Origin of the sequence: Robertmurraya sp. DFI.2.37 (assembly GCF_029211245.1) — a bacterium.
Taxonomy (GTDB): domain Bacteria; phylum Bacillota; class Bacilli; order Bacillales; family Cytobacillaceae; genus Robertmurraya; species Robertmurraya methanolica_A.
In genome coordinates, this window is the sequence record NZ_JARGEJ010000033.1 from 34,114 (window position 1) to 50,042 (window position 15,929).

The 15,929-nt window shown below is 39.5% G+C and carries 16 protein-coding genes and 1 pseudogene; 15 read left to right on the plus strand and 2 right to left on the minus strand.

Annotated features, from left to right (window positions below; genetic code table 11):
- The first annotated feature begins 75 nt into the window (after positions 1-75).
- The 3 genes from aceA to PZE06_RS16550 all read left to right on the plus strand — a co-directional run bounded on the left by aceA (position 76) and on the right by PZE06_RS16550 (position 3,096).
- Positions 76-1,365 (plus strand): isocitrate lyase, encoded by a 1,290-nt coding sequence (aceA, locus tag PZE06_RS16540; RefSeq protein WP_150948658.1) that lies wholly within the window; start codon positions 76-78, stop codon positions 1,363-1,365.
- Positions 1,366-1,692: 327 nt separating this feature from the next.
- Entirely contained in the window at positions 1,693-1,851 is a 159-nt protein-coding gene (locus PZE06_RS16545; protein ID WP_225310711.1) for a hypothetical protein, read from the plus strand.
- Between the two features lie 807 nt (positions 1,852-2,658).
- Positions 2,659-3,096 (plus strand): YueI family protein, encoded by a 438-nt coding sequence (locus PZE06_RS16550; protein WP_150948655.1) that lies wholly within the window; start codon positions 2,659-2,661, stop codon positions 3,094-3,096.
- A 344-nt stretch (positions 3,097-3,440) separates the two neighbouring features.
- Here PZE06_RS16550 and PZE06_RS16555 read toward each other — a convergent pair.
- A pseudogene (locus PZE06_RS16555) lies at positions 3,441-3,856 on the minus strand (MerR family transcriptional regulator).
- A gap of 201 nt (positions 3,857-4,057) precedes the next feature.
- Between PZE06_RS16555 and PZE06_RS16560 the strand changes: the two are divergent.
- From PZE06_RS16560 to PZE06_RS16585, 6 genes are all read left to right on the plus strand, one after another.
- Positions 4,058-5,098, plus strand: coding sequence for an NAD(P)-dependent alcohol dehydrogenase (locus PZE06_RS16560; RefSeq protein WP_150948652.1), 1,041 nt, complete (start codon positions 4,058-4,060; stop codon positions 5,096-5,098).
- 236 nt (positions 5,099-5,334) lie between these two features.
- Complete coding sequence (gatC, locus tag PZE06_RS16565) at positions 5,335-5,625, plus strand: Asp-tRNA(Asn)/Glu-tRNA(Gln) amidotransferase subunit GatC (protein WP_150948649.1); 291 nt, start codon at positions 5,335-5,337, stop codon at positions 5,623-5,625.
- A gap of 14 nt (positions 5,626-5,639) precedes the next feature.
- Positions 5,640-7,097, plus strand: coding sequence for an Asp-tRNA(Asn)/Glu-tRNA(Gln) amidotransferase subunit GatA (gatA, locus tag PZE06_RS16570; protein ID WP_150948646.1), 1,458 nt, complete (start codon positions 5,640-5,642; stop codon positions 7,095-7,097).
- A 13-nt stretch (positions 7,098-7,110) separates the two neighbouring features.
- Positions 7,111-8,538, plus strand: a complete 1,428-nt coding sequence (gene gatB / locus PZE06_RS16575; protein WP_150948644.1) for an Asp-tRNA(Asn)/Glu-tRNA(Gln) amidotransferase subunit GatB — start codon at positions 7,111-7,113, stop codon at positions 8,536-8,538.
- Between the two features lie 66 nt (positions 8,539-8,604).
- The gene (locus PZE06_RS16580; RefSeq protein ID WP_150948641.1) at positions 8,605-9,165 is read left to right on the plus strand and encodes a thioredoxin family protein; all 561 of its coding nucleotides are present in this window, start codon (positions 8,605-8,607) and stop codon (positions 9,163-9,165) included.
- Between the two features lie 152 nt (positions 9,166-9,317).
- The gene (locus PZE06_RS16585; protein ID WP_150948638.1) at positions 9,318-9,560 is read left to right on the plus strand and encodes a hypothetical protein; all 243 of its coding nucleotides are present in this window, start codon (positions 9,318-9,320) and stop codon (positions 9,558-9,560) included.
- 153 nt (positions 9,561-9,713) lie between these two features.
- Here PZE06_RS16585 and plsY read toward each other — a convergent pair whose 3' ends face one another.
- Entirely contained in the window at positions 9,714-10,319 is a 606-nt protein-coding gene (gene plsY / locus PZE06_RS16590; protein ID WP_150948635.1) for a glycerol-3-phosphate 1-O-acyltransferase PlsY, read from the minus strand.
- Positions 10,320-10,581: 262 nt separating this feature from the next.
- On the opposite strand from plsY, the gene PZE06_RS16595 reads away from it, so the two are divergent.
- The 6 genes from PZE06_RS16595 (at position 10,582) to PZE06_RS16620 (ending at position 15,740) form a co-directional block, all read left to right on the plus strand.
- Complete coding sequence (locus PZE06_RS16595) at positions 10,582-11,172, plus strand: RNA polymerase sigma factor (RefSeq protein ID WP_150948632.1); 591 nt, start codon at positions 10,582-10,584, stop codon at positions 11,170-11,172.
- On the plus strand, positions 11,169-11,618 hold the full coding sequence (locus PZE06_RS16600) for an anti-sigma factor family protein (protein ID WP_150948627.1): 450 nt from the start codon (positions 11,169-11,171) through the stop codon (positions 11,616-11,618). The genes PZE06_RS16595 and PZE06_RS16600 overlap by 4 nt, the downstream gene beginning before the upstream one ends.
- A complete protein-coding gene (locus tag PZE06_RS16605) occupies positions 11,618-12,700 on the plus strand; it encodes a hypothetical protein (RefSeq protein ID WP_150948623.1) in 1,083 nt (360 codons plus the stop codon). Before PZE06_RS16600 ends, PZE06_RS16605 begins: the two co-directional genes overlap by 1 nt.
- On the plus strand, positions 12,697-13,635 hold the full coding sequence (locus PZE06_RS16610; RefSeq protein WP_150948620.1) for a LiaF transmembrane domain-containing protein: 939 nt from the start codon (positions 12,697-12,699) through the stop codon (positions 13,633-13,635). Before PZE06_RS16605 ends, PZE06_RS16610 begins: the two co-directional genes overlap by 4 nt.
- Positions 13,636-13,798: 163 nt before the next feature.
- Positions 13,799-14,713, plus strand: coding sequence for a diacylglycerol kinase (locus tag PZE06_RS16615; RefSeq protein WP_095309070.1), 915 nt, complete (start codon positions 13,799-13,801; stop codon positions 14,711-14,713).
- Positions 14,714-15,176: 463 nt separating this feature from the next.
- On the plus strand, positions 15,177-15,740 hold the full coding sequence (locus PZE06_RS16620) for a tyrosine-type recombinase/integrase (protein ID WP_095309068.1): 564 nt from the start codon (positions 15,177-15,179) through the stop codon (positions 15,738-15,740).
- The last annotated feature ends 189 nt before the right edge of the window (positions 15,741-15,929 follow it).

A 15,929-nucleotide genomic window follows, 5' to 3' on the forward strand; every position in this document is an offset into this window, starting at 1 on the left:
AAAACACAATACTGTATTATAACAAAGTAAACCAAACGACAAAGGCAGATATTTTAATGTGAGAGGAGAATGGGAATGACTAACGAAAGAGCAGAACAATTACAAATGAGTTGGGAGCAAGATCAGCGATGGTTAGGCATCGAAAGACCTTATTCGGCAGAAGAGGTAATTAAACTAAGGGGTTCAATCGATATTGAACATACGCTTGCTCGCCGAGGAGCGGAGAAGCTGTGGAAGCTTGTAAATACAGAAGATTTTGTCAATGCTCTTGGTGCATTGACCGGGAATCAAGCGGTGCAGCAAGTAAAGGCTGGACTTAAAGCCATTTATTTAAGTGGCTGGCAAGTAGCAGCAGATGCCAATCTCTCAGGGCATATGTACCCTGATCAAAGCCTGTACCCGGCAAACAGTGTACCAAATGTGGTAAAACGGATTAATCAAGCGCTGCAGCGTGCTGACCAAATCCATTACTTAGAAGGTGATCATTCGATTGATTGGTTTGCTCCGATTGTAGCGGATGCTGAAGCAGGCTTCGGAGGACAACTCAATGTGTTCGAGCTTATGAAGGGAATGATTGAAGCGGGAGCAGCCGGCGTTCACTTTGAGGATCAACTTTCATCCGAGAAAAAATGTGGTCATCTAGGTGGGAAGGTCCTATTGCCAACACAAACGGCAGTTAGAAATCTTATTTCTGCACGTTTAGCGGCAGACGTAATGGGGGTTCCAACTGTGCTTGTGGCGAGAACGGATGCCAATGCAGCAGATTTAATCACAAGTGATATCGACCCTTATGATCGAGCGTTTATTACCGGAGAACGCACAGCGGAAGGATTTTTCCGTACAAAGGCAGGGTTAGAGCAGGCAATTGCGCGCGGACTTGCGTATGCACCGTATGCCGATCTAATTTGGTGTGAAACATCTGAACCAAATATCGACGAGGCACGCGCCTTTGCTGAAGCAATCCATAAAGAGTATCCGGGCAAGTTATTGGCCTACAACTGTTCACCATCCTTCAACTGGAAGGCGAAATTAAGTGATGAAGAAATCGCTAATTTCCAAATTGAACTAGGCAAGATGGGTTATAAGTTCCAGTTTGTTACATTAGCCGGTTTTCATGCTTTGAATCATAGTATGTTTAAGCTTGCCTTAGGCTATAAAGAGCGGGGAATGGCAGCATATTCAGAACTTCAGCAAGCAGAGTTTGCAAGTGAACACGATGGTTATACAGCCACTCGTCACCAACGGGAAGTTGGCACAGGCTACTTCGATCAAGTGTCGATGGTTGTCACGGGAGGAACCTCTTCAACAACCGCTTTAAAGGGTTCGACGGAAGAGGAACAGTTTACAGCAAGTAGTACAAAGTGATTGTAAAAGTAAAGCTGGTAACAACGTTGCTAATGTAGCCTTGTTGCCAGCTTTTTTACGAGCCTAAGCCTCATTATAGTGAGTGCTTTCAATAGCAACGATTCGATTTCTTATTGTTTTCTCCCTTTTCTTATGGAAAACAAGTGATGTGTCGCCATTATTCAAAAAATGCGGGTAAAGTATACAGCAAATCGATTTAAATCATTAACTTTGAGTAAAGAATGTACATAATTTGTTCTCAGGCGGAACTCTCTATGATAAACTCTTGTTGTCTGAATTTTGCGATTCATATGATGCGTGAATGAAGAACTTACGGGAGGGTTCTTAGTGAAATATGTACTTAATTTTCTACTTGCAGTGTTTTTGACAGGATGTTCTTATTTTATAGCAAGCCTCATTTTGCAAAAGGGCTTGCCGTTGTGGCAAGCATTAATTATTGGCTTCGCCGTTGTTTCTCTTGGTGCTTTAACGGAGGCGCTTTTGTAGCCCAATGTGGTTGATCGTCTTCATTCCATTTCCAGTCGGAATGTTTTTGCTTTATACATTCTTGGACGTACCCGTCTGGCAATGGTTTTTGACCTATTTATTGACGCTTGCTTTATACACGGCCCTACATATTCCAATGAGTTACTTCTTTAAGTTTCATTCATTAATTCCTGCGTGGAAGCTGTCTTGAAGAAGGAGTAAAGAAAAACAGATTTCATGTTTAAACATGTAACTGTGCCCAGGATAATATAAAAAAGAGTCTAAGTAACTGGAAGATGATTCCCATATTGAATAGGGAGTCATCTTTTTATTTTAGGCTTTGCTGTCCTCATGAGCCTTTCATGAGGACACGCTTTGCTCATTTTTGGTGTTCATTGTCCTCGTGAGCCCTTCATGAGGACACGCTTCACTCTTTTTTGGCGTTCTTTGTCCTCATGAGCCCTTCATGCGGAGTTAAACAGAATGATTGATGGCGTGTTTCGTGTGAACAAAATGTTACACGAAATACGCCATCAATCAAACCGACATATTAAAACTCTTTTCAGGTGGTAAGAAAATATTAAGCTTACTGAGGAAAGGGGGTAACAGGGCGCAGGCAAAGTACTCTTCTGCTGTTTTGATTTGAAAACAGTTCGTACAGGAGAGAGGGCCAAAAAGGAAGGTTGGCTGGTGCCAGAGGTTGTATTCCTTTTTTGTTATGATGAAATTGGGTACACTATAATTATTCAATCAATCGTTTGAACAATCATGAACATTGGCTCTTGATTATACATAGATCATAATAGCCTAAGGTAAGGAGGGGTTACAATGTCAGGTCCTAATTTGGATGATTATCTTCAGCAAGGGATTCATGGTCAAAAGGAAATTAATCCGGATGAAAGGAGAAAGTTCCTAGGGACACTTAGGGAAAGAATCGTTATTGCCCTCACTCAAGCGCAAGTACGGGAGGAAGCCATTTTTTCAGAAGTAGAAGCAGCGATAAAAACAAACCGTAATGCTACATTGTTGCTAAATGGCAATATTGATTATAGTCATTTATCCAAATACATGAAAATTTGTACTGATCATGATGTCAAATATACGATTGTGACAAACAAAGAACATAATTCAGATATTGGATTAGTCCTCGCTCATGACTATGCTATTGATAAGGAGGACATATACGTCTCGAAACCGAAGATCACATATGAAGAAAGCAATGAAAAGAAAGGTTTCTTTTCGAAATTCTTTAAGCGGCGCGGATGAATAGACTCTCTAAGACAAAGAAGCAAGCGGTAAAAGCGCTCGTATTCTTCCCTTGCCTTTTTGTTTCAAGGTTATTGAGAGGGATTTTTTAATAAGTCGCCAAAACTTTGCCAGTTTCCGAGCAATAAAGCCGTTGCAGCTATTGCTCGGAATTTGAGCCTATGCCTATAAAGTTTTGGCTTGGGTAAAAATGGCTTATTTCGTATGTACCTTGGATTCACACGTCTTTCAGTTAGGTGTGGAACTTTATCGCTTCATGGAATCAAAGCAAAAATGAGCAAATTATTGCTGAGATTTAGGTTTAAAAGTGCTAGGAAGGGTTAATATGCTTTTAATAACCTTCTTTATTTAGTAAGGGCTTCAGCTATATGAACGTTTTTATGAATATCCTCTGTACCGGCATCTAACGCTGTTTTGTAGTACGCACATTTATGTTCAATAACATTCATTGTTTTTTTCAGTTCCTCCATCTGTGCTTCAACACAGGTTTCCTTTCCATAAACATGTCATAACGTTTTTGCAAGGTTGAATCACCTTCTCCACACCAATCGATAAAATGCTTAATTTCCTTTATCGGCATCCCTGTTGACTTTAAACACTCAATAATTTTTAAAGCTTCTATATCAGACTGTTTAAATATGCGGGTGCCATTCGCTTTTCGTTCGACAAAAGGGAGCAAGCCTTCTTTATCATAATAACGCAGTGTATAAGTAGTGAGGTTCAACTCTTTTGCTACTTCGCTAATTGAATAAGTTTTCAATTATGTAACCTTCTTTCCTTACATCATATAGACTTTGAGTTAACTCTAATTACACCAGTTCAAATTTTCAAGAAATTTGATTATAAAAATTCAAGTTAAAAGCTTGACCTAGAGTTAACTATAACGATTAACATAATGGTGCAAGAGAAAACAAGGTAAACTCATTATCTTGAAATGCAGCTTTTTAAGGAGGAGTTATTAATGGTAATCGCAAAGGCAAGAGCTGTCGACGGGCCGGACAAACCGTTCCGCGCAGCTGAAATTAAACGACGTGATTTAGATTTGCATGATGTTTTAATTGAAATTAAATATGCCGGAATATGCCATTCTGACATCCATACGGCACATGGAGAATGGGGGCCTGTAAACTATCCGCTTGTACCTGGTCATGAGATAGCAGGGATTGTTGCCGATGTAGGAGCAAAAGTGACCAAATATAAAATCGGCGACCGTGTTGGGGTTGGATGTATGGTGGATTCTTGTGGCGAATGTGAAAACTGCCTTAAAGGTGAAGAACAGTATTGTCTGAAAGGAAATATTCAAACTTATGCGGGTATTGATAAGTATGGTGAACCTACACAAGGTGGCTATTCTACTCATGTTGTTGTACAAGAAAATTTTGTTCTCAAAATTCCCGATAATATTGAGCTTGATCAGGCAGCGCCATTACTTTGCGCAGGAATTACAACCTATTCGCCATTAAATCATTGGAAAGCTGCACAAGGAAAAAGAGTAGCGGTTGTTGGAATGGGTGGTCTTGGACATATGGCTGTGCAAATTGCGCATGCTATGGGGGCTGAGGTGACCGTATTGTCACAAACATTAAAGAAGAAGGAAGATGGTCTGCAATTGGGAGCAGACCATTATTATGCGACAAGCAATCCGGAAACGTTTGAGAAGTTGAATGGAACGTTCGATTTAATAATCAATACCGTCAGCGCAAAAATTAATTTAGATGCTTACTTGAGTTTGCTTACTCTCGATGGCACTTTAGTAAATGTCGGGGCACCAGCAGAGCCGTTGTCTTTAAATGTTTTTAATTTGATTGGTCATCGTCGTTCATTTGCAGGTTCGATGATTGGGGGTATCCGTGAGACTCAAGAAATGCTGGATTTCTGCGCTAAGCATAAAATCGTTCCAAAAATTGAAGTGATTTCGGCAGAACAGATCGATGAAGCTTACAAACGGGTGTTAGCTTCAGATGTGAAATATCGTTTTGTCATTGATGTTAGCACAATGTGAAAATAGTTAAATTCTGCTCTATTGGGATGTCCTTAAAAAAATTAATTTTTTAGGACATCCTTTTTTTGTCATTGTTGAGTATGAAAATAGGCAAAAATCTACTCTCTGTTGCTTTATAGCAGTAAATTTTGATATTATCAAGTTATTGTTGACTTACGAAAAATCAATGAATAATGAAGTTTTTTCACAATGAATGAGGAATGTGAAAAACGCTATAAAATATGGAGGTGACGACGATGTCAAGAATATCAGAGGAAGAAGTTCGACATGTAGCCCATTTAGCTAGATTAGCAGTAACAGATGAAGAAGTGCACCAATTTAAGAAAAGTCTTGATGAGATTATTACATACGCAGAGCTTTTAAATGAAGTAGATACAGAAAATGTGGAGCCCACTTCACATGTATTAGATATGAAAAATGTGATGAGAGAAGATATCCCTTCGAAGGGACTTCCACAAGAAGAAGTTCTCAAAAATGCACCTGAACATGAAAATGGACAAATCAAAGTGCCATCGATTATTGAATAAGGAGGGGAAAAGTCTTGAGTTTATTTGATCAGAAATTAAGTGTACTTCATGAACGATTACAGAAAAAAGAAATTTCTGTTTCCGACCTTGTTGATGAATCTTATCGAAGAATCGAACAAGTGGAGGATAAAGTGGGAGCATTTTTGACATTGGATGAAGAGAGAGCACGCTTAAAAGCACAAGAGCTTGATCAAAAATTAGGTACGGATGAAGCGAAAGGCCTCCTTTTTGGAATGCCAATCGGGATTAAGGATAATATTGTTACGCGTGATTTAAGGACAACTTGTGCGAGTAAGATTCTCGATAATTTTAATCCAATTTATGATGCTACAGTCGTACAAAAGCTGCAAGCGGCTGAATCTATTACAATTGGAAAGCTAAATATGGACGAGTTTGCGATGGGGTCATCAACAGAGAACTCAGGCTTCCAAAAAACAAAAAACCCGTGGGATCTTGAAACAGTGCCAGGTGGATCATCCGGTGGTTCGGCAGCTGCCGTTGCGGCTGGAGAAGTACCATTTTCATTGGGATCTGATACAGGCGGCTCGATTCGCCAGCCAGCTTCCTTTTGTGGTGTCGTAGGACTGAAACCAACCTATGGACGAGTGTCCCGTTTTGGTCTTGTTGCGTTTGCTTCATCATTAGATCAAATTGGACCGGTAACGAAAACGGTAGAGGACAATGCCTATCTGCTCCAAGCAATCGCGGGGATTGATCCGATGGATTCCACTTCTGTGAATGTCGATGTTCCTAATTTTGTGCAATCTTTAACAGGTGATGTAAAGGGGCTTAAAATAGCTGTACCAAAAGAGTATATTGGTGAAGGAGTAAAAGAAGAAGTTAAACAATCTGTGTTAGATGCTCTAAAAATACTTGAAAAATTAGGAGCAACATGGGAGGAAGTGTCGCTACCGCATTCTAAGTATGCGTTAGCAACCTATTATTTACTATCCTCATCAGAGGCGTCTGCAAACCTTGCTCGCTTCGATGGAGTGAGGTACGGATATCGTTCCCCAAATGCGGATACATTGATGAATTTATATAAAAATACGCGAGCAGAAGGCTTTGGGGATGAGGTTAAGAGACGGATTATGCTAGGAACCTTTGCTTTAAGCTCCGGTTATTATGACGCTTATTATAAAAAGGCACAAAAAGTGCGTACGCTTATTAAACAAGATTTTGAAAATATTTTTGAAAAATATGATGTTATTATTGGCCCAACAACGCCGACTCCTGCTTTCAAGATGGGGGAAAATACAGCTGATCCCATGACGATGTATCGAAATGATATTTTAACCATCCCAGTAAACCTTGCAGGCGTTCCAGGAATTTCTGTTCCATGTGGATTTAGCAATGGCCTTCCACTTGGATTGCAAATTATCGGAAAGCATTTTGATGAGCGCACTGTTTATCGGGTCGCACATGCATTTGAACAGGCAACAGATTTCCATAAACAAAAACCACAATTGTAAGGGGTGAGAATAAGTGAAATTCGAAACGGTGATCGGACTTGAAGTCCATGTTGAATTAAAAACAGAATCAAAAATCTTTTCCTCCAGTCCCAATCATTTTGGAGCAGCACCAAATACAAATACAAGCGTTATCGATTTAGGTTATCCAGGTGTACTACCGGTTTTAAATAAAAAGGTCGTTGATTATGGCATGAAGGCAGCAATGGCTCTTAATTGTGAAATTGCCACGGAGACAAAATTTGATCGTAAAAACTATTTTTATCCTGATAATCCGAAGGCGTACCAAATCTCTCAATTTGATAAGCCGATTGGTGAGCATGGCTGGATCGAGATTGAAGTGGATGGCTACAAAAAGAAAATCGGGATTACTCGCATTCATTTAGAAGAGGACGCAGGTAAGCTTAACCATGAGCAAGGTTATTCCCTCTGTGATTACAACAGGCAGGGGACGCCGTTAATTGAAATCGTATCAGAGCCAGATATCCGCACGCCAAATGAAGCCTATGCATATTTGGAAAAACTGAAATCGATAATTCAATACACAGGTGTATCTGATTGTAAAATGGAAGAGGGCTCATTACGCTGTGACGCGAACATCTCGATTCGACCAGTCGGCCAGGAAGAGTTCGGTACGAAAACGGAATTGAAAAACTTAAACTCATTTAACTTTGTCCGTAAAGGCCTGGAATACGAAGAAAAGCGTCAAGAGGAAGTCATTCTTGCAGGTGGCAAAATTGAACAAGAAACACGCCGCTTTGATGAAGCGACAGGAAAGACTGTGCTCATGCGCGTTAAAGAGGGCTCTGATGACTATCGTTACTTCCCGGAGCCTGATTTATTAGATTTGTATATTGATGAAGAATGGAAAGCAAGGGTTCGCGCAGAGATTCCTGAACTTCCGGATGCACGGAAAAAACGCTATGTAGAAGAATTAGGGCTACCGCCATATGATGCGGGTGTCCTTACAATGACAAAGGAAATGGCAGATCTGTTTGAAGCGACTGTCGCAGCCGGAGCTGATGCGAAACAGGCCTCGAACTGGTTGATGGGTGAGCTTTCAGCTTACTTGAATGCGGAACAAAAAGAATTAGCAGATATTGCCCTTACAGCGGAAGGGTTAGCGGGTATGATTCAGCTTATTGAGAACGGAACAATCTCCTCGAAGATTGCGAAAACGGTTTTCAAGGAATTGATCGAAAACGGCGGCGATCCTGAACAAATCGTTAAGGAAAAAGGACTTGTTCAAATTTCCGATGAGGGTGAGCTTCTAAAAGTCGTAACCGAAGTATTGGATAAGAATCCACAATCGATTGAAGATTTTAAAAATGGCAAGAACAAAGCAATTGGATTTCTTGTTGGCCAATTGATGAAAGCGACAAAAGGTCAAGCCAACCCGCAGATCGTTAATAAACTTTTACAACAGGAAATTCAAAAGCGTTAAATTATTAGTAAGTAGGGCTGGTAGGCTATAATAGGCTTACCAGCTTTTTATATGGAGGGAATTGAAATGACTTTACTTGAATGGTTTGATAAAGGGTTCACATATGATGAGTACAAAGAACAAATGAAGGTCAATCTTGCTGAAATGAATTTCGTTTACGAACAATTTGCCCTAAATGAGGCGGCTAGAGCGGAATTACAAGCGTTAAAAGACGTTGCTTCAAAAGCGATCGTCTTGACTGAGGATTGGTGCGGAGATGCATTAATGAACAATCCCATTTTAATGAAAATCGCTAAGGAGCTGGAAATAGAGGTTCACTTTTTGTTACGAGACAGCAATCTTGAACTGATGGATCAATATTTGACCAATGGAACAGCACGCTCAATCCCGATATTTATTTTTATTGATGATAAGGGTAATGAAAAGGCTGTTTGGGGCCCAAGAGCACCTGAAGCACAAAGCTTTGTCGACGATCTCCGCGAGAAATTGCCTTCTAAAGATGCAGTTGATTTCCAAGAAAGACAAAAAGAAATGTACAAGCAAATCAAACAAACCTACTTAGCAGATCAAGAGCTTTGGCACGCAGTAGCGACCAGCATGATTGAAAAACTGAAAAGCAACAGATAACAAAAATCCATAGAAGCAAGTTCGACGGATTATACGATCCGAGTAGTTAAAGTGAGCTTTTTTAAAAGGCCTATTCGTCTGGAACAAGCAAGAAATTGCGGTGATGAGTCCGAATCACAGGTTCATTTGAACGTAACGAGCATCAGCAATGGGTGAAAGTCCGAATCACAGGTCTATTAGACGTGCCCGAGCATCAATTAGCGGGATTAAGTTCGAATAGAAGACTGATTAGACCAGCCGGGCAGCAAACCATCGGGAATAAGTTCGAATCCAAGCTTGATTCGACTAAAACGAAGGAAACAAGTAAGCGTGACTCAGCAGGTGGTTCAGTTAAACAATGGTGTGAGCGCCATTTTCAAGCAATCTTCCCTTTAAGAGGAAGGGTACGTATATGAGCACCGTCAACATCCACATCAGTTATAATGACAATGAAAAGCCGATGAGATTTTACGACGCGTAAAATTCCACCGGCTTTGATTGTTTCGGCTTTATTTCTTTTTTCTCTGTTGCAACGCTGTTTATAAATTGACAATGTTCTTACAAGGAGTCTATTTCTTTATGCGATCGTCTTTAACCTTTTTGTCATTGATTTTTGGCTCTTTATGGGCGATGAAATTGCGAATGTTCGATCGGTGCAGGAAAAGCAAAAATATTATAAATAAGAAAAAGATAAGTTCATATCCCATTCCTGGTTGAAAGAAGGAATAGATCAATAGAGCAACACCAACGGATATTGAGCCAAGAAAAACATATTTTGTGATGAAGATGACTCCAAAAAAGGTGACATAGGCGATTAAGAGCATCCATGGATTGACGATAAGCAAGGCGCCAGCGGTAGTGGCAATCGCTTTCCCTCCTCGGAAGTGGGCGAAGATCGGAAAACAATGCCCGACGACAGCGATTAATCCAAGTGTAAGTGGCTCCATATCTAAATGAAATAGAAGCGGTAGTGCTGCGGCTAAAGCTCCTTTTCCAATATCGACAATTAAGACAATGAGGCCAGCTCGTTTTCCCAACACTCTAATCGTGTTTGTTGCTCCAGGATTATTGCTCCCATGCTCACGAATGTCTATTTTGAAAAACAGCTTTCCAACAATTAATGCTGTTGGAATCGAACCGATCAAATAGGCCGCAAGCAAGAAAATAACGTTCATAATACACCCCCAGTTTTATAGTTATAGTGTTTCCAATAATAATTGATAGCGTGCATTTCACGCTCTGTAGTTAAAATATAGGAGATGCCGATCGAAAAAGCACAGCATAAAAAGCTGTACATAAATCTTACCATATCTTGAGAGTCTTTTATGAGATAATTATTTCATTCTATATGGTTTAGAAAACGATGTTTGGCTCATTTTAACAACAATTCTATTTAATAAAGCCTTTTTAAAAATAGTGTAGGGGTTCTATCAACGGATGTCGTCTATTTGTTTAGAAGCTGCTCGAAAGGGGGAGAGAGAGATTGACGATCAGGTTCTAATTAAGAAAATATTAAGCGGCAATGATCATGCATTCAGGCTACTTGTTGAAAAGTACCGGACGGAGTTGTTTAAAACAGTTTATGCGGTGCTGCGGAATCAAAAGGATGCTGAAGATGCTACTCAAGAAGTGTTTATAAAGATCTACCATTCTCTCCCCCAATATGAGAATCAGGGCTTTAAAACATGGATGAAAAGAATTGCTGTCAATCATTCGATTGATCTAAAACGAAAAAAAGCAAGAAAGCCAGAAGAAATGGTCGAATCGCTTGAATATGACTCTCTCGCAACAACTCGTGATCGGATTGAGGAGGAAGTCATTCATAAGGAAAGACGAGAATTAGTACGAAAGAGGCTGGAAGAGCTTCCGGAAAACTATCGGGAAGTGATCTACGATTTTTATATCGCTGAAAAAAGCTATCAGCAAATGGCAGAAGAACAGCAAGTCCAAGTGAAGACGATTGAAACAAAGTTATATCGGGCACGTCTCTGGATGAAAAAGCATTGGAAGGAGGACGATTTTTCATGACCCATATTTCATATGATGAGTGGAAACGCTACGTGGAAAATGAATTAAATGAAAGAGACCGAGAAAGGTATGAAGATCATTTATACACCTGTGACCAATGTTTGGAGCTTTATCTTGAGGCAATAACAGAACTCGAACCGACACTACCTGTTTTATCGAATACGGATGATTTTACAAATGCTATTATGGCTCAAGTGATAGACTCAAAGGAAAAGGAGATTGATAAAAAAGTTCCTTTTTATCAAAAGACCTTATTCCATTATACAATTGCAGCTGCGATGACACTGTTATTCATGGCTTCAGGCATCTTTCAATCAATTACGAATTACGTTGATGCTGTAGAAGGTTCAGAGCTTAAGCAAAGTACGCCTTCTGTAACAGAAGAGCTTGTCAATAAAACCTTTGCGTGGATGGATCAACTGAAAAATAAGGGGGCGGACAATTAATGAAAAACCCAATTGTGGCGTTTTTACTATCTTTTTTTCCGGGTGGCGGTTTGCTGTACTTAAGGCAAACTCTTCGGGGATTAGCTTATATGTTTGGAGAATTTGCGTTAATTCTTTTGTTTATTGTCCTCATGTCAGCAACGGAAGATGGATTGGCGGTCATTATTTTTATCTTGGGCGTGATTCTCTATATAGTCAATATTATTGATACTGCCATAACGGCGCCGAAAACAGTTTATAAAGCCGGATTAATACAAGCAGACGCTCAGCAGCCATCCAAGGTGCAAACGAATGAACAGGAGCGATTTTTTACGATTGTCCTTTCTTTCATTCCAGGGGTTGGGCATTTTCAATTAGGATTGATGAATCGCGGTATGACGCTGTTAACGGCATTTTTAGGAACCATTATCATGGTGATTTTTGTGACGGTATTGTCGTCAAGAATGGAGTTTCTTCTTTTCTTAGCATTGCTCCCAGTTATTTGGGTGTACGGCTTTTTTGATACGATGCAGCAATTGAACAAAAAGCAATTAGGAGAAGAACTTGTCGATCGTTCAATTTTAGAAGATTTAGAAATGAAAAGAGATGTCGGGAAAAAGAGCAAATCAATTGCGACGTTCCTCTCCATTTTCCCGGGTGCGGGTCATTTATACCTTGGCTTACAAAAGCGCGGGATTCAGCTAATGGCAGCATTTCTTTTTTCCATTTATATTTTAGATGTTTTAAGATTAGGGATCTTCTTATTTCTCATCCCAATTATTTGGTTTTACAGTTTCTTTGACGGCTTACAAAAAGCTTCAAGATATGGTAGGGAAGAGTTGGAGGATGTTCCGATTATCTCCCATTTTATTAATCATCAAAAATGGGTTGGAATTGGACTCGTTTTATTAGGATTGTACTATTTAACGAGCAATATTGTACTGCCAGCTTTCTCTCCGATGATTAGTGAACTGATCAATATTGATGTACGTTATTGGTTCGATCGCTATTTTCAAACAGGCATTGTTTGCATTCTTATGATTGGTGGCGGAATTAAGTTATTGATGGGAAGTAAACGAAGGAAAGGAGGGAACGTAGAATGACGGAGGAGAAACAGATTAGAACATGGCGAGTTGGGACGATTTCAATGGGAGCTTCTCTACTTTTTCTCGGAATCTTTCTACTACTTTCACAGTTTTTCGATTTGAGTATGATGAGCATTATGATTTCGTGGTGGCCAATTATTCTCATTATTTTAGGGATTGAAATCCTTCTTTATCTTTTTGTTTCAAGAAAAGAAAAGCCATTTTTAAGATATGATTTCTTAAGCATTTTCTTTGTTGGAATGATAGGAACAATCGGAATTGCATTTGCGATTGTAAGTTCAATGGGGATTACGAATGCTGTCGGAGAATTGATGACCCGTGAGGAACGAACAGTAGAGCTTCCGCCATTTTCTCAAACGATTGATCAGAATATAAAAAGGATTGTGTTAAAGACGGAACATGAGATTGCTATAGAAGGAACGAATAGTCAAGAAATATCAATGTTTGGGACATATACAGCAACCTTTCCAACTGGAGAAAAGAAACTTCTATCGAAAGTGGAAGATTATATGTCCATCAACACAAAGGGGGATACATTATACCTCGAAATGAAAAATTTACCAAACGGAAATGGACCGTTTTACCACTACTATGGCAATATGGAAGCGACAATATTAGTGCCTAAGGATGTTAAATTTGAAATAACGGGGCAAAATAATCGTATCACTTTAAAACCGCGGGAGCTTAGCAATAATTGGTTAATCGAAAATGCCGGAGAGGTTTCACTGCTCATTCAGGAAAATAGCGATGTTGAAATCTCTGCCCAACAAGTTCAAGACTTACTCAGTGAGACTAGCGAGTGGACGGTAACTTCAAAACCGGAATTTGATGGCGATTTAAACCAAAATGGTAGGATGAAAATAGGCGCAGGTACACATAGTATTGATATAAAAAGAGCCTATCAGGTAAATGTGTCAACGGTGAGTCCTTAAAGTAGATATTCTCAGTTTAGGCTGGGAATTCTCTTTTTTATGAAGAAAGAAAAAGGTCTATAAGTGGAAGTCAGACTTCTTTTGCGATATGATAGGTATGGAATTATTTACTAATGTAAAAGCACTTGGAGCGATTTAAATATTATGTTTAGGATGGATAGATATGAAACGAGCAAGAGTTATTTATAATCCAACTTCAGGCCGTGAAGCATTCAAAAAGCATTTGCCTGAAGTTCTACAAAAACTAGAGAAGGCAGGTTATGAGACTTCATGTCATGCAACAACTGGTGCTGGTGATGCTACTACAGCAGCAAGAGTTGCGGTTGAGCGTAAGCATGATCTTGTTGTCGCGGTTGGAGGAGATGGGACGATCAACGAGGTCGTCAACGGTTTAGCTGAACAAAAATACATCCCGAAGCTTGGAATTATTCCTGCTGGCACAACGAACGACTTTGCCAGGGCATTGCATATTCCGCGAGATATTGATGCGGCAACAGAGATCATTGTTAAGGGTGACACAATCCCGGTTGATCTCGGTCGGATGAATGATAAATATTTTATCAATATAAGTGGCGGTGGTCGTATTACAGAGCTTACTTATGAGGTGCCAAGTAAGCTTAAGACGATGCTCGGACAACTAGCTTATTATTTGAAAGGGATTGAGATGCTCCCTTCCTTCAAAGCGACGGAAGTTCGAATCGAGTATGATGGAAAACTGTTCGAAGGAGAGGTCATGCTATTTTTAGTCGGCCTCACAAACTCAGTGGGTGGCTTCGAGAAGCTCGCACCGAATTCCTCGATTAATGATGGTTTATTTTCACTTCTCATTTTGAAAAAAACTAATCTAGCTGACTTTATCCGTGTCGCCACCCTTGCTCTTCGCGGTGAACATATTCATGATCCATCTGTTATTTATACACAGGCAAACCGCATTAAAGTCCATTCTGATGATAAAGTTCAACTGAACTTAGATGGGGAATTCGGAGGAATACTTCCGGCAGAATTCGTCAATTTATACCGTCACCTAGAGGTATTCGTTCCGATTGATCAAATACGGGATGAAGACCGGCCAGATTAGAAGGATTGCCAAATAAAACATTTGACAGTAAGAGAAAAAACGGTTCGTTTTTCTCTTGATGAGTCCTCTGAGGATGCGGTTGGTGAATGCTGCAATTTTCGAACTAAGACATGTCGTTTATTAATAACCCGCAGTAAAAATACATGGAAAAATTGATTGCCCTTGATGTGACAGAACACTTTCTATTTCGATTTTGTGTCGAGCTGTAGATGGTGGCTTTCTTCTCACATTCAAGGGCTTTTTTGCCCCCGCTTTTATTTCCTCAGAATTTCAATAAATCCCGCATCTAAATTCAATCAACCGGAAAATCCTCGCAATTCTATGCAAAGGTTGAACTTTTAAAGATGAACATTACTGTTTTCGGTTTTCAAAAGGTTTCTAGTGAAAAGGGATACTAAGGAATTGTCATGTAACTTAGTATATGTTAGGATATAATTATGTAACATAAGCGGAGGGCGATTCTGTGGAGTACGTCGAGCCAATCAGGGATATCGAAAAAATTAATGCGATTAAACGTATTTTAAAAAAGAGTTCTCAAAGGGATTTGCTATTGTTTATTTTTGGAATTAATACAGGAATAAGAGTAAGTGAACTGCTTTCATTAAGGATCACAGATGTATGGGATGGAGAGAAGGTTAAGGAGTTCCTTTATTTAAAGGATTCAAATGGAGAGGAAGAACGGGCGTTTTATCTCAACGATCGTGTAAAGTGGGCATTGAGTATTTACTTTAGCCAATATGATTTTAAAGAAACAGATTATTTATTTAAATCAAAGAAAAATGACAAGCCCATTTCTCGTCAGCAAGCGTATCGAATCATCAATGCCGCCGCAAAGGAAGTTGGAATTAAAGGGAAAATTGGGATGCATACCTTAAGAAAGACGTTCGGCTATCATGCTTATCGGAAAGGTATTGCCATATCGATTTTAATGAAAATTTACAGCCATCAATCTGCGTCAGAAACTTTAAGGTATTTGGGAATTGATAAAAATGAAAAAAGGCTGATAAAGGTAGATGTGAATTTATAAATGATTCATTTTTATAGAGGAAAGTCTCGCCATTTATAAAATCTAAGTCCCATTTTTTAAAAAGGTTCAACGTCAATTGTTGGGGTGAAGTAACTCTTACTTCGCCCTTACCCAATATGAACACCCACTTTTTTATACTTATGTGTTAATAAGATTTTAGCTCTAAAACGCTTAAAGCTTCGGAAGCCA